The sequence below is a fragment of the Sphingobium sp. BS19 genome, from assembly GCF_027925545.1.
Taxonomy (GTDB): domain Bacteria; phylum Pseudomonadota; class Alphaproteobacteria; order Sphingomonadales; family Sphingomonadaceae; genus Sphingobium.
Genome location: NZ_BSEF01000004.1, coordinates 205,008 through 224,945 on the forward strand (window position 1 = coordinate 205,008; position 19,938 = coordinate 224,945).

Annotated in this window: 25 protein-coding genes, 1 tRNA gene and 1 pseudogene; 23 read left to right on the top strand and 4 right to left on the bottom strand. The window is 60.7% G+C overall.

Going from position 1 to position 19,938, the window contains the following annotated elements:
- Positions 1-43: 43 nt before the first annotated feature.
- Positions 44-1,252 carry a UbiH/UbiF/VisC/COQ6 family ubiquinone biosynthesis hydroxylase gene (locus QMG56_RS05865; protein ID WP_281821644.1) on the top strand — a complete coding sequence of 403 codons (1,209 nt, stop codon included), beginning with the start codon at positions 44-46 and terminating at the stop codon, positions 1,250-1,252.
- On the opposite strand, the gene QMG56_RS23420 is transcribed toward QMG56_RS05865, so the two are convergent.
- Genes QMG56_RS23420 through QMG56_RS05880 form a run of 3 tightly spaced genes read right to left on the bottom strand, consistent with a single transcriptional unit; the run spans position 1,249 to position 2,968 of the window.
- Positions 1,249-1,419 carry a Trm112 family protein gene (locus QMG56_RS23420; protein ID WP_281821645.1) on the bottom strand — a complete coding sequence of 57 codons (171 nt, stop codon included), beginning with the start codon at positions 1,417-1,419 and terminating at the stop codon, positions 1,249-1,251. The genes QMG56_RS05865 and QMG56_RS23420 overlap by 4 nt on opposite strands.
- On the bottom strand, positions 1,416-2,054 hold the full coding sequence (locus tag QMG56_RS05875; protein ID WP_230187810.1) for an LON peptidase substrate-binding domain-containing protein: 639 nt from the start codon (positions 2,052-2,054) through the stop codon (positions 1,416-1,418). The genes QMG56_RS23420 and QMG56_RS05875 overlap by 4 nt, the downstream gene beginning before the upstream one ends.
- Before the next feature lie 2 nt (positions 2,055-2,056).
- A complete protein-coding gene (locus QMG56_RS05880) occupies positions 2,057-2,968 on the bottom strand; it encodes a tetratricopeptide repeat protein (RefSeq protein WP_230187809.1) in 912 nt (303 codons plus the stop codon).
- A gap of 209 nt (positions 2,969-3,177) precedes the next feature.
- On the opposite strand from QMG56_RS05880, the gene QMG56_RS05885 reads away from it, so the two are divergent.
- From QMG56_RS05885 to QMG56_RS05960, 17 genes and pseudogenes are all read left to right on the top strand, one after another.
- A tRNA-Gly gene (locus QMG56_RS05885) sits at positions 3,178-3,252 on the top strand.
- Positions 3,253-3,888: 636 nt separating this feature from the next.
- The gene (locus QMG56_RS05890; RefSeq protein ID WP_006964003.1) at positions 3,889-4,053 is read left to right on the top strand and encodes a hypothetical protein; all 165 of its coding nucleotides are present in this window, start codon (positions 3,889-3,891) and stop codon (positions 4,051-4,053) included.
- 105 nt (positions 4,054-4,158) lie between these two features.
- Positions 4,159-4,638: a hypothetical protein gene (locus QMG56_RS05895; protein WP_281821646.1), complete on the top strand. Its 480-nt coding sequence runs from the start codon at positions 4,159-4,161 to the stop codon at positions 4,636-4,638.
- A 379-nt stretch (positions 4,639-5,017) separates the two neighbouring features.
- On the top strand, positions 5,018-5,335 hold the full coding sequence (locus tag QMG56_RS05900; RefSeq protein ID WP_006964005.1) for a DUF736 domain-containing protein: 318 nt from the start codon (positions 5,018-5,020) through the stop codon (positions 5,333-5,335).
- 93 nt (positions 5,336-5,428) lie between these two features.
- Positions 5,429-5,647, top strand: coding sequence for a helix-turn-helix domain-containing protein (locus QMG56_RS05905; protein ID WP_013831674.1), 219 nt, complete (start codon positions 5,429-5,431; stop codon positions 5,645-5,647).
- 226 nt (positions 5,648-5,873) lie between these two features.
- Positions 5,874-6,137 (top strand): DNA -binding domain-containing protein, encoded by a 264-nt coding sequence (locus QMG56_RS05910; RefSeq protein WP_281821647.1) that lies wholly within the window; start codon positions 5,874-5,876, stop codon positions 6,135-6,137.
- A gap of 136 nt (positions 6,138-6,273) precedes the next feature.
- Complete coding sequence (locus QMG56_RS05915; RefSeq protein ID WP_281821648.1) at positions 6,274-6,471, top strand: transcriptional regulator domain-containing protein; 198 nt, start codon at positions 6,274-6,276, stop codon at positions 6,469-6,471.
- 118 nt (positions 6,472-6,589) lie between these two features.
- Positions 6,590-7,045, top strand: coding sequence for a DUF2285 domain-containing protein (locus QMG56_RS05920; protein WP_281821649.1), 456 nt, complete (start codon positions 6,590-6,592; stop codon positions 7,043-7,045).
- 118 nt (positions 7,046-7,163) lie between these two features.
- Positions 7,164-7,415, top strand: a complete 252-nt coding sequence (locus QMG56_RS05925; protein ID WP_006964014.1) for an AlpA family transcriptional regulator — start codon at positions 7,164-7,166, stop codon at positions 7,413-7,415.
- A complete protein-coding gene (locus QMG56_RS05930) occupies positions 7,415-8,281 on the top strand; it encodes a replication initiator protein A (RefSeq protein WP_066283456.1) in 867 nt (288 codons plus the stop codon). Before QMG56_RS05925 ends, QMG56_RS05930 begins: the two co-directional genes overlap by 1 nt.
- 247 nt (positions 8,282-8,528) lie before the next feature.
- Positions 8,529-9,050, top strand: a complete 522-nt coding sequence (locus tag QMG56_RS05935; RefSeq protein WP_375713647.1) for a DUF2840 domain-containing protein — start codon at positions 8,529-8,531, stop codon at positions 9,048-9,050.
- Positions 9,047-9,641: pseudogene (locus tag QMG56_RS23335) on the top strand (S26 family signal peptidase). The gene QMG56_RS05935 and the pseudogene QMG56_RS23335 overlap by 4 nt, the downstream one beginning before the upstream one ends.
- Positions 9,641-9,970 (top strand): DUF736 domain-containing protein, encoded by a 330-nt coding sequence (locus QMG56_RS23340; protein ID WP_309298542.1) that lies wholly within the window; start codon positions 9,641-9,643, stop codon positions 9,968-9,970. Before QMG56_RS23335 ends, QMG56_RS23340 begins: the two are co-directional and overlap by 1 nt.
- A 144-nt stretch (positions 9,971-10,114) precedes the next feature.
- Positions 10,115-10,747 (top strand): lytic transglycosylase domain-containing protein, encoded by a 633-nt coding sequence (locus tag QMG56_RS05945; RefSeq protein WP_281821689.1) that lies wholly within the window; start codon positions 10,115-10,117, stop codon positions 10,745-10,747.
- Positions 10,748-10,982: 235 nt separating this feature from the next.
- A complete protein-coding gene (locus QMG56_RS05950) occupies positions 10,983-12,737 on the top strand; it encodes a DUF3363 domain-containing protein (protein WP_281821652.1) in 1,755 nt (584 codons plus the stop codon).
- A 34-nt stretch (positions 12,738-12,771) separates the two neighbouring features.
- Positions 12,772-14,832, top strand: coding sequence for a conjugal transfer protein TraG (locus QMG56_RS05955; protein WP_199555678.1), 2,061 nt, complete (start codon positions 12,772-12,774; stop codon positions 14,830-14,832).
- Positions 14,829-15,257, top strand: a complete 429-nt coding sequence (locus QMG56_RS05960) for a ribbon-helix-helix protein, CopG family (protein ID WP_066648874.1) — start codon at positions 14,829-14,831, stop codon at positions 15,255-15,257. Before QMG56_RS05955 ends, QMG56_RS05960 begins: the two co-directional genes overlap by 4 nt.
- Before the next feature lie 112 nt (positions 15,258-15,369).
- On the opposite strand, the gene QMG56_RS05965 is transcribed toward QMG56_RS05960, so the two are convergent.
- Entirely contained in the window at positions 15,370-15,816 is a 447-nt protein-coding gene (locus QMG56_RS05965; RefSeq protein ID WP_017183354.1) for an Rrf2 family transcriptional regulator, read from the bottom strand.
- An 82-nt stretch (positions 15,817-15,898) separates the two neighbouring features.
- Between QMG56_RS05965 and QMG56_RS05970 the strand changes: the two genes are divergently transcribed.
- The 5 genes from QMG56_RS05970 to QMG56_RS05990 are packed head-to-tail and all read left to right on the top strand — an operon-like array spanning position 15,899 to position 19,929.
- Positions 15,899-16,354, top strand: coding sequence for a group III truncated hemoglobin (locus QMG56_RS05970; protein ID WP_017183353.1), 456 nt, complete (start codon positions 15,899-15,901; stop codon positions 16,352-16,354).
- The gene (locus QMG56_RS05975; RefSeq protein ID WP_017183352.1) at positions 16,354-16,644 is read left to right on the top strand and encodes a DUF1971 domain-containing protein; all 291 of its coding nucleotides are present in this window, start codon (positions 16,354-16,356) and stop codon (positions 16,642-16,644) included. Before QMG56_RS05970 ends, QMG56_RS05975 begins: the two co-directional genes overlap by 1 nt.
- Positions 16,637-17,101 (top strand): membrane protein, encoded by a 465-nt coding sequence (locus QMG56_RS05980; RefSeq protein ID WP_017183351.1) that lies wholly within the window; start codon positions 16,637-16,639, stop codon positions 17,099-17,101. The genes QMG56_RS05975 and QMG56_RS05980 overlap by 8 nt, the downstream gene beginning before the upstream one ends.
- Before the next feature lie 17 nt (positions 17,102-17,118).
- Complete coding sequence (locus tag QMG56_RS05985) at positions 17,119-19,395, top strand: nitric-oxide reductase large subunit (RefSeq protein ID WP_199555679.1); 2,277 nt, start codon at positions 17,119-17,121, stop codon at positions 19,393-19,395.
- A gap of 57 nt (positions 19,396-19,452) precedes the next feature.
- Complete coding sequence (locus tag QMG56_RS05990; RefSeq protein WP_026002423.1) at positions 19,453-19,929, top strand: globin domain-containing protein; 477 nt, start codon at positions 19,453-19,455, stop codon at positions 19,927-19,929.
- Positions 19,930-19,938 lie beyond the last annotated feature (9 nt).

A 19,938-nucleotide genomic window follows, 5' to 3' on the forward strand; every position in this document is an offset into this window, starting at 1 on the left:
CCGGACACCCTAAATCATAGCAAAGGTTTCAGGGGTTTTCGCGATGCAGCGGTTTGACGTTATCATTCTGGGCGGTGGGTTGGTCGGGCTGACACTCGGCATTGCGTTAACCAGGCATGGCGTGACCTGCGCAGTCGTCGATCCCGCGAATGCAGATGCTGCCATCGCCCCCGGTTTCGATGGACGAGTCTCGGCGATTGCCAGTGCGACGTGGAACATGCTTTCTGCCATCGGGGTCGGCGCGAAGATGGAAGGGAAAGGCTGCCCCATTGAACGCATTTGGGTCAGCGATGGCCTGAAACCGGGCGCACTCGATTTCGTGACGCCCGAAGGCGATGGCGCGATGGGCATCATGTTCGAAAATCGTGAGCTTCGTATCGCCCTGCGCGACGCAGCCAAGGAAGCCGATGGCCTTACGCTGTTTCAGCCTGACCGCGCTGTCACCGTGAACCGTGATGCCGACGGCGTCACAATGACGCTGTCCAGCGGCGCGGAGCTGTCCGGCGCGCTTCTGGTGGCTGCGGAAGGTCGCAATAGCCCTACCCGCGATGCCGCTGGTATGCGCGTCGCGCGATGGTCCTATGAGCATGTCGGCATGGTAACGGCAATCGAACATGAAGTGCCGCACGCCAATACGGCCTATGAGATTTTCTATCCCGGCGGGCCTTTCGCGCTGCTTCCGATGCAGCCAGGCAACCGTTCCGCAATTGTCTGGACGGTTCCCGCCAAACATGCGCCGGCCATGCTGGCGCTGAGCGAGCGCGCCTGGCTTGCCGAAGCGCAGAAGCGAATGGGTGGCTTTCTCGGGGAAATATCCCTCGTATCGCCCCGTTCCAGCTATCCGCTTGGCTTCCACCATGCCGCATCGATCACCGATACGCGCCTCGCCCTCGTGGGGGACGCGGCGCATGGCATTCATCCGATTGCAGGGCAGGGGCTGAACCTTGGCCTGCGCGATGTGGCGACCTTGACCCAGGTGCTGGTCGAAGGAATGCGACTGGGCCTCGACCCGGGCGACGCGCAACTGCTGACCCGGTATCAACGGTGGCGCAGCCTGGATACGTTGAGCGTCGCGGTCTCCACCGATGGCCTTGTTCGATTGTTCGACATGCACGGCAAGCTGCCGTCGGCCATACGCCGCTTCGGTCTTGGCGCCGTTCAGAAACTGACGCCGCTCAAGGATTGGTTCATGGCCGAAGCGCGCGGCGAATCGGGCGCATTGCCGAAGCTTTTGCTGGGCGAAGCCGTTTAATCGAGTGGCTGTGCCGCTCGCGCCAGCAATATCGGTACACCGTTTCTGACGGGGTAGGCCAACCTTGCCGCGTCCGACTCCAACGCGGTGCGGTCTTGGCTGAGACGCAAAGGCGTCCGGCTTACCGGACACACAAGCTTTGCGATCACATCCGGCGCTATGCTCATTGGAGCGTAGCGTGACCGTCACTATCGGTGCGACCGAAAAACTGCATCAATTGGATGGTTCGCTCTGCGCGTTCGCGAAGCGACATAGCCTCCAGCAGCACTTGCTTGGACGCCGGATCGAACGGCGCTATCTGCGCAATGCCATTCACCAGCGAAGCGTCGTCCAGCCGCGATACCGCTTCCCAATCGACGATATAGCCCTGTGCCTGCGCAAAGCGTTGGGACTCCTGTTCCAGCGCCGCCCGTTCTATCGACGCCAGCACATCGTCATTCTGCACCGCCAGGCTTTCGACCTCGGCTTCGACCTGCCGAAAAGGCGTCGTGACATCCAGCTCCTTGATGATCCGAAAGCGCGCGATGCCGGTCAATATGATATTGAACCGGCCGTCCTCCAGCGCTTCGAACTCCCCGATGTGACCGACACAGCCAATCCCATAGAGCGCTGGCTTGTCGGGGTTTGTCTTCCCACTAGCCCCATCGCCACGCGGCTGGATCATGCCGATCCGCCGATCCCGTGCCATTGCATCGCGCACCAAAGCGCGATAGCGCGGCTCGAATATATGCAGTGGCAATTGCATGCCGGGAAACAGCAGCGCTCCCGTCAGCGGGAACAGCGAAATGCGCTGGGCTGGCATCGTCAGCCGAACAGGATCGCGGAAAGGCGACGGCGTTGGGCGGATACCCAGGGATCTTCCAGGCCTACCGCCTCGAAAACCTTCAACAACTGCTGACGCGCCGCGCCCTCATTCCAGTCACGATCGCGCGCGACAATGTCCAGCAAAGCGTCTGCGGCAGCATCGCGATTGCCGTTCGCCATGTGGCCTCCGGCCAGCGCGAATCGTGCTTCATGGTCATCGGGATCGGCGGCAAGACGCGCCTCCAGACCGGACAGGTCTTCCACCGGCTTGGTATCCACGGCCAGTGACAAAGCCGCGCGCGCCCGCTCGATTGGCTGCTCCTTGGCAACATCCTCCGGCACCGCGTCCAACACGGCTTGCGCCTGCTCGGTCTCGCCCATCGTCACCAGCGCGCGGATCTGACCCGAAAGAACTTCGGCATTGTCCGGCGCCATATCGCCAATCTGGCGAAATATCGTCAATGCGCGCTCGGCTTCGCCTTGCGCCAGCGCTTCCTCACCCATGGCGATCAGCGGCGCAATTTCCTGCGCCTGTGCCTTGTCTTCCGATTCGATGGGGAGCTGCGCGAGCAACTGATCGAACATCTGCTTGAACTGGCCCTCGGTGCGCGCCTGCGTAAGGTCGGCAACGGGTTGTCCCTGGAAAATGGCATATACCGTGGGGATCGACTGCACGCGAAATTGCGCCGCGATAAAGGCATTTTCATCCACGTTGATCTTGACCAGCTTGACGCCCTTGGTGGCATATTCTGCGCACACCTTCTCGATGACTGGCGTCAGCTGTTTGCAAGGGCCGCACCATTCCGCCCAGAAATCGACGATAACCAGCGATGTGCGCGATGGATCGACTACGTCACGACGAAATGCCTCGACGGCCAGCTTGTCACTTTCGCTCATCCCTAGCGTTGCCAATGATCGTCTCCTGTGCGGTAGTAGGCAGAATTACGGTCCTTATGTGGGGGATCACTGCTGCTGCGCAAGCCATGCGAACGAAAACGCCCTGCTTACAGCGATTTTGGCACTGTTTTGCAAAAGGGTCAAAAACACGCTTGCCGCATCGCGAAACCGATGCTAGTTGCCGCGCCTCACCCGCCGGAAGGACTTGTTCCCCGGCCGCCAGAGCGGGCGTAGCTCAGGGGTAGAGCACAACCTTGCCAAGGTTGGGGTCGAGGGTTCGAATCCCTTCGCCCGCTCCAGTTTTCTCCCAGAAAATCAACGATTTCGCCGACCGGCGACCCTTGAAATTCTGGAGACAACGCCCCACCGAGACCCCCATTGTCTCCATATTGTCTCCAATTTTGGTACAGGTTGGGGCGTCGTGGGGAAAGCCGGTCGTAGCTCGTGAATTTTGAGCCCCCTTTTTGCACCTAAATTGTCGATCGATGTCGCCCGAACTTGCGCCTAGCGTTCGGTGTGAAACGGCTCATCTTGCTGCTTGCAGTCGGACCCCTTGGTCGAGTGGCAGCGTGCTGCGCTAGAACAGCGCAAGGCAAAGTCTTTTTAGATCACCGAGGCCGCACACATTGATATTGCCGGCTGCGTAGTGCCTGACCGATCTTGAGAAACTGGCCGTCAACAGCGGATACCTGAAGAATATGTCACCGCCGGAATTTGACTGGCGCAATTGGCATAACTCGAACCGCCGCAGAACCACTCGCTCGCATTAGCCGCTAATCCCTGGGCTCGAAGCCTGTCCTCCTTCAATCAACCCGTGAAGGGTCCGCTACGCGTGCGCGTGCGGCCGCAGCTTTGCTGCGATGATTGCGGCCAGCCCCCGGCCTGTGGGGCGACTGTCGAGCGGGGTGGTCCCGCTCCAAGGCAGGAGCCGCAACATGCCACTGGCAACCGCACAATCGCTTGGCTGGAACCTCTCCCGGACGCTGATGACGGTCATCGTCCTCATCGAAACCAATCAGGGCTACTTCGTCATCCCCGCTGACGAATTTGATGGCGACCCCGAACAGGTGGTTCGCGAATATGACCCCTTCAGCCGCTAATCTCAGGCACATTCCGCCTTTTCGGCCTGCGCCCTGCCGTGCTAGTGTTGCACCGCAGATTGCGCTGAGGTGGTGGTGGCGAGCGCGTCCAGACAAGGGACGCTTATGACCATTTTTCTCATCCTCGGGGCCGTGGCTGGCCTTTATGTGCTCGCACTGCTCTTCCGCCTCGCCAGCTATGCGCTGCCTGTCTACGCCGGGCTCACGTGTGCTTTCCTGCTGCTCCGCCATGATGTTGGTCATCTCGGAGCAATTCTGGGCGGACTGTCGGCAGGCATTGCTACGCTTCTGATTGGACAGGGCCTCATTGCCTTTGTCCGCTCTCCCCTACTCCGTGTCGGGATCGCGCTCCTCTTTGCCATACCCGGGGGCATCGCCGGCTTTCAGGCCGCGCACGCGCTTGGATCACTGGCAACGGACAACAGCATGCTGCTGGCGATCCTTGGATCCATCGCTGCTATGGCGACATCCCTCTCGGCATGGCGAAGCGTGACGATGTCGCAGCGTGATACGTGCGTCACCTCACAGTTTGCGGGTCCCGTCGGTGGGCAAGCCTCTACAGGCCAAGCAATGTCGGCCGAGTGACGGCGTGAGGGCTCAATACCGGTGGTCCAGTCGCTTCCTTTGCTTTGCCGATTTTGAACCGAGGGTTCTGGGCCAGCGTTCACCCGAGCCAGTGCATTCGATCAGCATCTGGCGTCCGTCCCGGCAGAACCGACCAGTACGGCCTCTTTCGATCCGCGCCCATGTCAGCAAGACACTTCGCTTGGCAGGCTTGCCGCAACGGTGCTTGTCGAACTTTCTTCCCCCGGCGTTCCGCCGTTCCTCGCGAGACAAGAAAGCCCGGCCACACCGTCCTTCGCTAACGCTGCGGGCTGACGCTGCGGCGCCTGCCACTGGCTGACCCTTATCCGCGCATCGAGGCCGCACTGGCGCGGTCCCGTCCAACGGAAAGGAAATACCCATGGCAAAGATCGGCAACTTCAAGATGGTTTCGGGCGAACTCCGGGGCCAGATCGTCACTCTCGCACTTCAGGCCAAATCAGTCAGGATCGTCGCGGAAGAAAACACCAGCGGCAATGCCCCCACACACCGCGTCCTCATCGGTGAAGTCGAAATCGGCGCAGCCTGGAAAAAGCACACCCAGGACGACCGGCCGTACCTCTCGGTGAAGCTCGACGACCCCAGCTTCATGGCGCCCATTTTCGCCCAGCTCTTCGAAGCTGAGGACGGCAGCCACGATCTGGTCTGGAACCGCCCGAGCCGCCGCAACGACCATTGAATCGACCAAGTCATCGCCCGGGTCACACCGGGCGATGACGAATCCCTAGTATATTGGGTGGCAGTATATTAGGGTTACGCCGACCCACGAAGCATGAGGCTTCGGGAGATTTTTGGGACGAATTTAAGGCGATTGCGACACGCCAGTGGGCTTTCGCAGGAGGAATTGGCGCATCGTGCCGGAATCAACCGAAACTATGTCGGCCTTCTCGAACGCGCCGCCAATTCGCCGACGCTCGACACTATCGAGCGACTCGCAGAAGAGCTTGCCGTCGATCCCGTGCGATTTTTCGAAAAACCTGGCGGTCGTTGAACGCAAACCCACCGCCATTCACCGAATCTCAGCAGCAATTTTACAATTTCTGAACTACAACAGGCAGATCATTGCCTCTGGGAATGTTTTGTCCCGGCAATCTGGGCTCGGCATTATCCCATGCTGGGGATAGCGCACTGCCCGATTGGGGATAAGTTCACCCTGCTTCTCTGCGCGCGTTGCAGGGGCGCAGTCACTAAACAGGTTTTGCTACAAGGAGAGACCCATGTCGGCTCCTGAGTTTGCCGATGAACCACCGCAGTCAGGCCGATTGAGCGAGTATGATGAGCGCCACCTCGTCACGTATCTTCGCCTGCTGGATGCCGAAAAGGACGGGGCTTCATGGGAAGAGGCGGTTTCGATCATCTTCGCCATCGATCCTGCCAGTGAGCCGGAGCGCGCGCGCAAGGTATATGATGGCCATCTCGCCCGCGCCAGGTGGATGACGGAACACGGCTACAAACACCTTCTGGTCCCGCGAACCCAATAAAACCGGGTAGTTAACACCAATATGGCGCAATCGATTGTGCCTCGCCTCGGGGGAGCCCGGAACTGACTCGAGCACTTCTCTCGTCAGGGCTACGACATGATCGTTCGACTCCAAAAAACCTCATAGGAGAGGTGCGATGGAGAAGCCGCCCGACTGGCGTTCGGAGAATTACGCCAAAGCGTTTGAAACCTATGACCGCGCGGATTTCGCGCAGGAATTCCTGCGCCGCAATCCCGACTATCGCGATCAATATGCTGAAGCCGTTGACGCAGCGCCACTCGCGCTGAGGCGTCTGGCCCGGCACTGGGGGTTGGTCTTTCGCTGCGGACCCTGACCTCCCGGCTCACCATCTCCCGATTATCTGGCACCCATCTACCGCGGCCAGCGTCATCCTTTTGCGCCCGGCTCCTTTCCCTTGCGACGGCTGCAGCCAAGCCGCAATTGTCGGGAGTATGAATATCGCGGCCGAGCACCGTGATGAGGAAGGGCGGCATCTCGTCCTCTCGACGGGGAAGCGCCGCTACCGCTTGAATATTTGCGGCGAGACACCAGAGACCGAACCGCTCGCCTATGTTCTTCCGGGCGACGCATTTTGGGAAACACGGCAGGCCGCTGTTTCCGACTTTCATGAGCATCGCCATCTCGGACATGTGAAGAAGCTCCCGTTCTGCCTTGCGCCCGGTCCGTCAGAGCACTGGCGTCTGGTCCAATGGCTTCGGTTGCTGGATGCGCTGTCCGGCGGTGCAACCACGCGCGAATTGGCCATCGAACTTATCGCCCGCGATGCAGGGCGATATTCGGCCGCCGAATGGGATACGTCGAGCGAGCGCAAACGGATTGCTCGCTGGCAGCGACAGGCGCTCGCTATGCGCGACGGCGGCTATCTCGCCCTGTTGAGCGGCCACTGATCGGGACATTCGGCAGCCACGCCTTATGTCCGTTCACCCAAGTCCCTGAAAATCTCAAATCTCGCCTCCTGCTCGCCGGGCCAACCCCTTGTGTCCGGCACTTCACAGGAGACGTTTCATGGATGGAGATTTCGTCCCGGTATTCCCGCGCTATGTCAGGACGCCCGATGCTGCCGTTCATTTGGGGCTCTCAGCCCGCACGCTTGAAAAGCATCGTTGCTATGGGACGGGCCCGGCCTTTCACAAGCTCGGTCGGCGCATTGTCTACGCCATAGTCGATCTCGATGCCTGGGCGCAAAATGGTCGCCGCAATTCAACATCCGATCCCGGACAAGGCATTTGCCTGTCAGCACGACCGGTGCGCCGTTGATGCGTTCGGTGAGCCCCCAGCAACAGCTCGACCTGTTCTACTCGATGCCCGGTGACATTGCCGCGCGCGATGCTCAGGATCTGATGTCCTGGCCCTTCTTCAGCCTTGCCAAGTCGCGGCGCTCCGCGCCGATCGACTTTGCGATGGGGGCCACATGGATCTCGGTCGAAGCTGTAGCCGAACACGGCATGGCGACCATCTGGGATGCCGACATTCTGATTTGGGCGGCGAGTCAGCTCGTTGAAGCGCGCGACGCAGGCCGCCCGACATCTCGGCACATCGCCGCCCGTCCGCACGAGATTCTGACCTTCATCGGGCGCGGGACTGGCAAGGACCATTATGAGCGGCTGCGCGCAGCGCTCGACCGCTTGCAATCGACGACCGTTGCCACGTCGATCCGCCAGCAACACCAGCGCCGACGCCACCGCTTCTCCTGGATTAACGAATGGCGGGAGACACTCGACGACCGTGGCCGAGCCGTTGGCATCGAGCTCATCCTGCCCGACTGGTTCTATGCGGGTGTGCTCGATCGCGGCCTGATCCTGACGATCGACCGCGCCTACTTTGCGCTGACTGGCGGCGTCGAGCGCTGGCTCTACCGTATCGTGCGCAAGCACGGTGGACACCAGCGCGGTGGCTGGAGCTTCGACGTTCCGCACCTTCATCTCAAATCAGGTGCGCTTTCGCCGCTCAAGCAATTCGCATTCGAGCTGCGGACCATCGTCCGGCGGCAGTCTCTCCCGGGCTACCATCTGAGCCTTGAGCACAGCTTCGGCCGCGAGCGGCTGATCTTCAAACCCATCCCCGTCGACCCGTTCGTTGCCGCTGCTCGGCGCGTCGGTTTCCCTGTGGAGAAGTTGGCATGACATTCGGCCTATTAAAAACCGTCGGACTCGGCCCATCGGAAACCCGATTCTCGGCCTATCGAAAACCGGGATCATGTGGAAACCCGCAGAATTCTGCGGAAAATCGGCGCTCCTCTAACGATGCTAATAGAAAAGAATCCTTCGGATTCTTGCTAACCCTTTTGCAGCCTGTGGATAATCGCGGTGCGACGGGGCTGCTGAATGCTCGCGTCAAGCTTGTCGGGTTCGCGGTGGCAGGAGCGCGGCCATGAGCGAGCCAACTGCGCAGCGGCAAAGCTCCTCGCACGCAATCAGGTCAGCAATGGCCAGCGCCCTGACCGAGGTCGAAGTGACCTGGATCGAGAAGCGCTACGAACAATGGATCCGCTTCGGGCGCATCGCGGCTGACACGATCATCAACCGCCGCACGCGCGTCATCGCCTTCCGTCCCGGCGCGGTCTTCGCCTTCGTGCGCTGGTCCTCGAACGACTATGGCACCATCCATTCGTGCATCGACATCGTGACGGCAGTGGCACCGGGCGAGGCCTACACGACGTTGCCGTTTGTCCGTCCCGGCGCTGACATTCTGCTGCACATCGAGGGCTGGCCCAAGGTCGCACAGGTGTTGCAGGCCATCGATGCGGTCGAAGCCGCCGGTGTTGATCCGTGCGACGCATCGCCCGATCATTGGCGCCACGTCGGCAACCGGCTGAATGCCGGAATGCTGTTCAGGGCTTACACAGCGGAGCGGCACGCGGCCTGGCTCCGGCGCAAGGCGCTCGAAGCATGAGCCGCCGCCGCTATGTTCGCGCCACGATATTGTGGGCAGGTTTGTTCAGCGCAGGGTTAGCAGCAGTCGCCATGCTGTCGCCGCGACCGCTACTGATGTGGAACGCGAGCGCCAGTGCGCCCGTCGGCCTCTATCGCCTCGTGAGCGGCACACGCCCAAGGCTCGGCGCACTGGTCGCCATTGTGCCGCCGACTGCGACCGCACGGATGATGGCCGAGCGCCATTATTTGCCAATCGGCGTGCCACTCATGAAACATGTCGCGGCCTTGCCCGGGCAATGGGCGTGCCGCGCCGGCGCTGTCGTCTCGGTGGACGGCAACCTTGTCGCCATAGCCAAATCGCACGACAGAATGGGTCGGCCTTTGCCAAGCTGGCAGGGCTGTCACCGCGTTCGGACAGACGAATTGTTCCTGTTGAACCCGGCGCCCGACAGCCTTGATGGGCGCTATTTTGGCGCTCTGCCAGCAGCTGGCCTTATCAGCACGGCACACCCCATCCTTACCCGTGATGCACCTGACCAGCCCCTGCGCTGGTGTGGATTTGGTGCGTCCGCCGCTTCACCCAACCACCAACCAGGAGCACAGGCCATGATGATCGGGGTCTTTCATTCCGCGCAGGACAGTTTCACGGGGCAAATCCGGACCCTCATGCTCGATGCTGTCGTGACGCTCGTCCCGGCTCCATCGAAAGACAGCGACAATGCACCCGACTGGCGCGTGCTGCTCGGCGATGCCGAAACCGGCACTGAAATTGGTGCTGGCTGGAACCGCACAGGCGAGCGCGCCGGTGCCTTTGTCGCGGTGCAGATCGACGACCCGGCCTTTGCCCATCCCCTGCGCGCTAACCTGCTTCGATCCATGTCCCGTGACGACGAGCATCACCTGCTCTGGTCGCGTCCGACCAATCGCGATCGGAAATAGGCCATGACCGTTGCTTTGCTTGGCCGTCGCAGGTGTTCCGTAGTTCGGATTGCCGGTCGGCTGCGCCTTCACCTTCTCCTTCCCGGCACTTGTTTCGCACTCGGCTTGGCAGCGGCGACGTCTCCGGTTGCCGCAGTTGCGACGGTGCCTGACCAGTTTGCAGCGCATCCTTATGCGCCGCATGTCGCAGAGGCATCGGAGCGCTTCGGCATTCCCGAGCTCTGGATATGGGCGGTGATGCGGGCGGAAAGTCGCGGCAATTCGCGCGCGGTTTCACCCGCAGGAGCCATCGGTCTGATGCAGATCATGCCCGGCACTTGGTCGATGCTGAGCGCGCGGCATGGCCTTGGCTCTGACCCGTTCGATGTGCGTGCGAACATCCTTGGAGGTGCGGCCTATTTGCGCGCCATGTGGGACCGGTATCGCAATGTCAGCTTGATGCTGGCGGCCTACAATGCGGGACCAGGCCGTGCCGATGACTATGTTGCCGGTCGTCGCAGTCTTCCGGCAGAAACCGTCAACTACGTCGCCCAGATCGCGCCAGGTCTTGGAATGGCCAGCATCGCTTCGCCTGCCGCCATGCCACCTGCCAATGCTCATCCCTGGCGTCAGGCTACATTGTTCACACCGCGCGGCGATGGAGAAGCGAGCAGCACTGACGGTGCTGCCGATGTGCAGCCACAGCGCACCCAGCTTGCGTCGCCGTCGGCCTCTTTACCGTCACCGAACCCCGCGCCGCACCCCCTGTTTGTCTCGCTTTCACCACGAAATCCGTGATGGGTTACGCCAGCGCATCTCCGACGGTTCGGGCGTCGTGTCGGATAGGTACGGCGGGGAGGAGTGTGTTTGAGCGAGAGGGCAATTGTGGAGGGCAAGATAAAAGGAGTGCCAGCACCTGGCTCTCATGTGGTTGTTGTAGTGCGATAATTTCGTATGGCACCGGGCAAAGCCTGCCATACAATGTTTCCCAAACACCCGCAAAACTGCGGCGTAATCGTCTGGCACCTTCAAAATGAGCCGCGACGACAATGAATTTCGGGTGCGGCCGGGAAGAAGCAGGGACAGCGGTGCAGCCTCTGGAAGGCGAAGCCAGAAGCTGGCGGCTCAGGTCCAGCGTGCCGCCAACAAGGCGGGCCATGCGGGTTCACGGCGAGCGGGTCTGAAACGCGGCAGTGGCAGCGGCAAAGCCGCGCGCGGACGTCGGACGGTTGCCGCGATGCGCCGCACACCTGGCCAACGCCGCGTTACCGTGATGGCGCGTATCGCTCGGCATAAAGGGGCACAGTACCGCGCCGCACCGCTGGCAAAGCACATCAAGTATCTCGAGCGTGACGGCGTGTCCCGCGACGGGCGCGATGCCTCGATGTTCGATGCCCAGACCGACAGCGCTGATCGGGATGCCTTTGCAGGGCGTTGCGAAGATGACCGGCACCACTTTCGTTTCATCGTCTCGCCCGAAGACGCCGGGGACATGGAAGACCTGCGCAGCTTCACCCGCGAATTGCTGGCCGATGCAGCCAAGGATCTGAGCACAGAACTGGACTGGGTCGCCGTTGACCATTGGAACACCGACAATCCGCACATCCATGTGCTGGTGCGCGGCGTTGCCAGCGACGGCGCCGATCTTGTCATTGACCGGGGCTATATCAGCGAAGGGCTGCGGTTCCGAGCGGAAGAGCGGGTGACGCTCGAATTGGGGCCGCGCACCGCGCTGGACATCCGCACCGCGCTCGCACGCGAGGTCGATGCAGAGCGCTGGACCAGTCTTGACCGGCAGCTTGAACGCTTGGGGCAAGATACTGCAGGCCTTGTCGATCTGCGTCCAGGCGGCGACGCCGATCCCGAAATGCGCCGGCTGCTTCTGGGCCGCGCCGCCAAACTGGAACAGCTGGGACTGGCGGCACGCGAAGGGCCTGCGGTGTGGGCGCTGGAGCCCGGTGCCGAAAACACATTGCGCGATCTTTCGGTGCGTAACGACATCATCAAGACGATGCACAATGCCATGAGCCGCGACGGCGGGCGGTTTGATGTATCGGCATTGGCCCTGCATCAGGACGTTCCAAGCGAACCGATCATCGGACGCCTGGTCGAACGTGGCCTCCACGATGAACTGACGGGCAGCGCCTATGCCATCGTCGACGGTGTCGATGGCCGCACGCACCATCTGCCGTTCAATGACATGGAGATGACCGGCGACGCCAAAGCCGGATCGATCGTTGAACTGCGCTCTTGGGAGGATGCCAAAGGGCATGACCGCCTGTCGCTCGCCACGCGATCAGACATACCCCTCGAGGCACAGATCAAAGCACCTGGCGCGACGTGGCTTGATCGCCAGCTTGTTGCCCGCGATCCCGTAGCAACGGGCAATGGTTTCGGGCGCGAGGTGCGCGATGCGTTGGATGCCCGCGCCAGCCATCTCGAAACGCAGGGGCTCGCCCGTCGGCAGGGCCAGCGGGTCATCCTTGCTCAGGATCTCGTCGAGACGCTGAAGAATCAGGAACTGACGGCCGCCAGGCAGGGCATCGCCGCGCGCACAGGACTTGAGCACAAACCGTCGGGCGCAGGCGACTATGTCAGCGGCATCTACCGGGAGCGGGTGACGCTTTCGACGGGCCGCTTCGCGATGATCGACGAAGGGCTGGGCTTCCAGCTCGTGCCCTGGCGGCCGGCGCTAGATCAGCACCTCGGCCAACATATCACCGGCACCATGACGCCGAGCGGTTCTGTCGACTGGGCCTTAGGCCGCGGACGCGGGATCAGCCTGTGACCCTCATTTACCCCCTCATCAGGAGTAACTTTCAATGAACGCCACCCGTATTCTCTGGGGTCAGGTCATCGCCGTCATCAGCGTCACCTTGCTTGGCATCTGGTGTGCCACCCAATGGACGGCCCACGCCCTTGCGTACCAACCCGAGCTCGGCCAGCCCTGGTTCTGGCTTGGACCTTGGCCAATCTACCCGCCCTACGCCTTCTTCTGGTGGTGGTTTGCGTTCGACGCCTATGCACCACAGATCTTCCAGACCGGCGCATTCATCGCGGTCTCGGGTGCCATGGCCGCCATAGTCATCGCGATCGCCATGTCAGTGTGGCGCGCGCGGGAGGAGAAGCAGTCAGAGACCTATGGGTCTGCGCGGTGGGCAACCGACAAGGAAATCAAGAAGGCGGGCCTCCTGAAGCAAGACGGCGTGGTGATCGGCTCGCACAAGAACCGGTATCTGCGGCACAATGGCCCCGAGCATATTCTCTGCTTTGCGCCGACCCGTTCCGGCAAGGGCGTTGGTCTCGTAATCCCCTCGCTGCTCGCCTGGCCGGGCAGCTGCATCGTCCACGATATCAAGGGCGAGAACTGGGATCTGACAGCGGGCTTTCGCGCCCGGCATGGCCGCGTCTTGCTGTTCGATCCGACCAACCCCGCATCCAACCCCTACAACCCGCTGCTCGAAGTCCGGAAGGGCGATTGGGAAGTGCGTGACGCCCAAAACATCGCCGACATCTTGATCGATCCAGAAGGGTCACTGGAAAAGCGCACGCATTGGGAGAAGACCAGTCATTCGCTGCTCGTCGGCACGATCCTGCACGTCCTTTATGCCGAGAAAGACAAGTCGCTGGCCGGGGTCGCTGGCTTCCTTTCCGATCCGCGCCGTTCGATAGAAACCACGCTGCACCGCATGAAGACGACCCCGCACCTGGGTAAAGACGGTGTTCACCCCGTCGTGGCTGCCGCAGCACAGGAACTGCTGAACAAGTCTGACAATGAGCGGTCTGGCGTCCTGTCGACGGCCATGTCGTTCCTCGGCCTCTACCGCGACCCTGTGATTGCGCAGGTGACCGGAGCCTCGGACTGGCGCATCACCGATCTTGTCGATTCAGCGGCACCTGTGTCGCTCTATCTGGTCATTCCTCCTTCCGATATCAGCCGGACCAAGCCGCTCGTCCGCCTGATGCTCAATCAGATCGGGCGCCGCTTGACCGAAGAGCTGAGAGCCAAAGGACGCCGACAGCGCGTCATGTTCATGCTCGACGAATTCCCGGCTCTGGGGAGGCTCGACTTCTTCGAAAGCGCCCTGGCCTTTGTTGCAGGCTACGGGATCAAGGCATTCCTGATCGCGCAGTCGCTCAACCAGATTGAAAAAGCCTACGGGTCAAACAACGCCATTCTCGACAATTGCCATGTCCGCGTCGCGTTCGCGGCCAATGATGACAATACCGCCAGCCGCGTTTCCAATGCGCTCGGCACCGCCACCCAGATGCGGGCAATGAAGAATTATGCCGGGCATCGCCTCTCGCCATGGCTCGGCCATATCATGGTCTCACGTACTGAGACCGCGAGGCCGTTGCTGACCCCCGGCGAAGTTCAGCAATTTTCTGAGCACGAGGAGATAGTGCTGGTGGCCAGCACTCCGCCGATCCGCGCGGAAAAGGCAAAATACTTTCTCGACCCACGGTTTCGCGCGCGTCTTCTACCCGCACCCACTCCCAAGCCGCTGCACCCAAAAAAACGGCCAAAGGACGACTGGTCTGCGCTCGCACCCATTGCGGCACCGCTGCCGACCAAACCAGCCAAGGCAGAAGAGAAATGCTCCGAACAGCCGCCAGTTGATCAGCCAAAGCCGGGTGTGCCGTCAGCTGCTGATCGGGCCAAATCAGAAAATGATACGGCGAACTCCGGGATCAGGCGAGAACCCGAACTGGGCGAACATGAGGATGTCGTTCCCGTCCCCAAGCCACCGGTCAATGAGTTCGATCTTGATCGCGATGTGCCCGAGGATGACGCAGCCAGGGTCAAACGGGAAGCTGATCGCACAATGAACCGCAATGCCCGCAATGCATCGCTCGACCCCGATGACGGCATCGACCTGTGAGGAAGAAGCCCCACAGCAAACAAACCTTCCGGCTCGATATCGAACTGGCCAAATTGCTGGAGGAACGCGCTCATGCCCGCGGCGTCTCGCGCACCGAAGTGGTGGAGGCGGCGTTGATGTCTCTGCTGCAGTCCGATCAGGATGAACGGATGGAAGCCGCTCTGGCGAGACGGCTCGATCGTCTGTCGCGGCAATTGGATCGGCTCGAATGGCATGTGGAATTGACGAACGAAGCGATCGGCCTGTTCGTGCGCTTTTGGCTCACCAGCAATCCGCCGCTGCCTGATGCCGCGATGAAGGCGGCGCAGGCGATGGGCAAGAAGAGGTGGCACGGATTTGTGGAATCACTCTCGCGGCGCATGGAGGCGGGACCAAAGCTGCGGGATGAAGTCGAACTTGGGAAGTCCGACGCATCAATCAGCTGACCAGGGAGATCGCCCTCAGCTTCATCAACACGCCAATCCCTGTCATGCAAACTCAAAGGCGCATTACCTGAAAACTGCCGGCTTGAGAATCGGAGCGCCGGGGCTCCGTGCATCATGACTGTTGCGTGCCCCCCCCGTCGATTTGCCTCTCAAGCCTCTCTTTGTTGGGAATCAGATCGGCGATGGAGAATTGATCCAGATGCCGGGCAAATGACTCCAAAGCGCCTGTCAATACATGCCGTAACCCGCAGACTGGGGTGACAACGCAAGTGTTGGTTGCCGGGTCGAAACATTCAACGAACGTCCCTGTATCTTCCATGGTCCGGACAATGACGCCCACATTCAATTCGGCAGGCGGGAGCGCCAGCTTGAGACCGCCGCTGCGGCCCCGCACGCTTTCGACAAAACCTTCGGCGGTGAGCCGCTGAGCCACCTTCATCAGGTGGTTCTTCGAAATGCCATAGGCGCTGGCAATGTCGGCGATGGAATGATGGCCGTCTTTCACCGCCAAAAACATCAGCGTGCGCAGGGCATAATCGGTTTGAAGCGAGAGTCTCATAAAAGATGCATATCATATATTGCATTTAACCGCCAACCGCCTAAACGATGCATATGAAATACCTCTTAATCGAGTCGAGACTGTGACGGGGTCAGAGCATGTCGCGCAAGTGCGCGCTCGCAAGATGGCTGACGCGCTGGCCTGCGGGATCGATGACGCATTCATTTCCCAGCTCGTAGAGCAATTTTACGGAGCTATTCGGGCTGATGACATGCTCGGCCCGATATTTGGTGCAAAGGTCAGCGACTGGCCGCATCATCTGGCGCGGATGAAGGATTTCTGGGCCTCGATCATGCTGGAATCGGGTCGTTTCAGTGGCAATCCCATGCGCAAGCACACGGCTATCGGTGGGCTTGATGCAGAGCATTTTGCGCGGTGGCAGTCTTTATGGGACGTGACACTCACCCGGATCGCACCGAACGAGGAAGTGGCAAACCGCTTTCGCGACGCGGCGCGGCGCATTGGCGAAAGCCTGCTGACCGGCATTCTGATTGATCGCGGCGGACTGACCGCGATTCGCGCAAAGGTGCTTGCCTGATGTCTGAACCCTATGCCTCATCCCCCATCTTCGACGAGCAGACTTTGCCCGATGCGCTGCGCAACGATCATCGCACCAAAACCGGGACGTGGGGCCTGCTGCGCGTCCTGGAAGGCGAAGTCCGGCTGATCTTCACCGAGCCGCTTACGGAACACCGTGTCACGCCGGATAGTCCCGCCATCATCCCACCACAGGCGACGCACTATGTTGTCCCCGTCGGGGCAATGCGCATGCAGGTTGAGTTCTGGCGCGAACGACCTGATCTGAGCAAAGGACCGGTCAATGGATGACCTTGTTCTGGCTCGCGCTATCCATGTGATCGCGGTGTTGTTCTGGATCGGCGGCGTCGGATTTGTCACCTGGGTTGTCATGCCCGCGCTGCGGGCCAGCGAACGTCCCGTAGAGCGCCTTGCCCGGTTTCATCAGATCGAGGGACGCTTTGCATGGCAAGCGCGCATCTGGGTCACGCTGGCCGGGGCAAGCGGACTGTGGCTGATCTACCGCGCCGATATGTGGAGCCGGTTTGCCGAGCTTAGCTTCTGGTGGATGCATCTGATGGTGGCGCTGTGGGCCGTGTTCGCGCTGATGCTGTTCGTGCTGGAGCCCTTGGTCTTGCATCGCCGCATGGCAAGCTCAACCACACCGGAAGCTGATTTTGCGCGCATGATGCGATTGCATCAGGTGCTGAGCCTTTTGGGCGTTGTGGCCGTGTTTGGCGCGGTTGGCGGCAGTCACGGCCTTTTCTGAACTTCGGGGGGACGACCATGGAAAGCTATGGAACGACATTCAGCATTAAACGGCTTTGGACCATCCTGGTCGTTGGCATGGTCGCTATGTTCGGCGCCCTGTTGCTCTTTGGTCAGCAAATCTATCAGCAAGCACCGCCCATTCCCGAGGCAGTAAAATCCGCGAGCGGCGAAACCCTGTTTACGCGCACGGATATCGAGACCGGTCAGAATGTCTGGCAGTCAATCGGCGGCATGGAGCAAGGCTCGATCTGGGGCCATGGCAGCTATCTCGCGCCCGACTGGAGCGCGGACTGGCTGCACCGTGAGGCATCGGCTTTGCTCGCTCTGCAAAGTTCTCACCCCATTGCAGGCGCCACTCCGGCGCAGAATGAAGCGATGCACAAAGCGGCGCTGCAAGAGGAAATGCGCACCAACAGCTATGATCCGGCAACCGGGATCATCACGGTCAGTGACACCCGCGCAGCGGCCATCAAACAAGTGCAGACGCATTTCGTCAGCCTCTACGAAGGCAATGACACCGCCGCGCTGGCGCTGCGCAAAGCCTATGCCTTCCCGGTCTACGGACAGCTGTCGCCTGAAGAGGCGCGGCAGGTTTCGGCATTCTATTTCTGGTCGGCCTGGGGCGCGACAACCAACCGCCCCGGCGACACCATAACCTATACCAGCAATTGGCCGCACGAACCGCTGGTCGGCAATGTCCCGACAACAGGCACGTTGCTGTGGAGTCTGGCCTCGGTCATTCTGCTGCTGGCAGCAGCAGGCGCTCTGATCGCCTATTATGCCAAGCAGTTTGACCTCTGGCGCAGCGACATATTGCCCGAACAGGGCATGGCGGCTTCCGATGTACTGAGCGGGGCGGTCATCACCCCGTCGATGCGCGCAACGGCCAAATACTTCTGGGTGGTCTGCGCCCTGTTCGTCACGCAGGTGCTGCTGGGCATTGTCACCGCTCATTACGCGGTTGAGGGACAGGGGCTCTATGGCCTGCCTTTCGCCGAATATTTGCCCTATACGATTACGCGCACTTGGCACACGCAGCTGGCGGTCCTGTGGATTGCCACCGCTTGGCTCGCCACCGGACTCTATGTCGCGCCAATGCTTGTCGGCCGCGATCCCAAATTTCAGCGGCTCGGGGTCAATTTCCTGTTCGTCAGCCTGCTGATCATCGTGATCGGCTCGTTTGCCGGGCAATGGGCGGCAGTCCACCGTTTCTTCCACAATCTGACGGCCAATTTCTGGTTCGGTCATCAAGGCTATGAATATGTCGACCTTGGCCGGTTCTGGCAGATCTACCTGCTGATCGGACTGCTCTTGTGGGTTGCACTGGTCGTGCGAGCGCTGTGGCCCGTGCTTCAGGAGAAGGGCAGCAAATCGCTGATCTATCTCGTGCTGGTATCGGCGCTCGCTATCGGCCTGCTTTACGGTGCCGGGCTGATGTGGGGCCAGCATACCAATATCGCCATCATGGAATATTGGCGCTGGTGGGTCGTGCACCTGTGGGTTGAAGGCATTTTCGAGGTCTTCGCTACCGCGATCATCTCGCTGCTGTTCGTCCGCATGGGCATCCTGCGAACGTCCACCGCGACCGTGATGGTGTTGTTTGCCACGATCATCTTCCTGTTCGGCGGGGTGCTGGGCACTTTCCACCACCTGTATTTCAGCGGAACCCCAACCTCGGTGATCGCGGTCGGGGCGATGGCTTCGGCTCTCGAAGTTGTGCCGCTGCTGGTCGTAGGCTTTGAGGCCTATACGCGCCACAAGGTTGAGCATGAAGCCGAGTGGGAGCGCACCTATCACTGGCCGTTTATGTTTTTCTCGGCCGTTCTGTTCTGGAATCTGGTCGGTGCGGGGCTGTTCGGGTTCCTGATCAACCCGCCCATCGCGCTCTATTACATGCAGGGGCTGAACACGACTGCCAACCACGGCCATGCCGCCCTGTTTGGGGTCTATGGGATGCTGGGGCTGGGGCTCACGCTCTACTGCATGCGTGGGTTGACCGACGTTTCGATATGGAGCCAGAAATCACTCAAGATCGCCTTCTGGTCGCTCAACATCGGCATTGCGATGATGACGCTCCTGTCGCTGCTGCCGCAGGGTATCCTGCAAACCTATGCCAGTGTTGAACATGGCTATGCCTATGCGCGTTCGGCGGAATTCATCCATAGCCCGATCATGCAGGCGCTGGTCTGGGCACGGGTGCCCGGGGATGTCGTCTTCAGCGTGGGTGTGTTTGCGTTCGCCTGGTTCATGTTCCGAGCATTCGTGCCAGGCAATCGGCAAAGCCGCACCTGACAGCACCGATTTCTTCGTTCCCAATTTTCTCAACCCACAACACCAAAAGGAATAGCTGTGCGCAAACCACTGAGTGCCGAAACCAAAGCCATCGTAAAATCGACCGCGCCTGCATTGCAGCAGCACGGCCTTGCCATCACGACTCGCATGTATGAGCGGCTGTTCACCGACCCTGACGTGAAGGCCATGTTCGACCAAGCCGCGCAGGAAAGCGGGGAACAGCCGAAGCGTCTGGCTGGCGCTATCCTCGCTTATGCGCAGAACATCGACAAGCTGGAGGCCTTGACTGCGCCGGTGATGCGGATGGCTGCACGGCATGTGGAGACTGGCGTAAAGGCCGAACATTATCCTCTGGTGGCCAATGCCCTGCTGCCCGCGATCCGAGACGTTTTGGGCGATGCTGCAACCGACGAAGTGCTCGGTGCATGGGGTGAGGCCTATTGGGCGCTTGCGGACATCCTCATCGGCAAAGAAGAGGTTCTCTACGCTGAAACCGATGGCAACGGGCAGCCTGAGGCAATAAACCCTGCCTGAACAGATGGA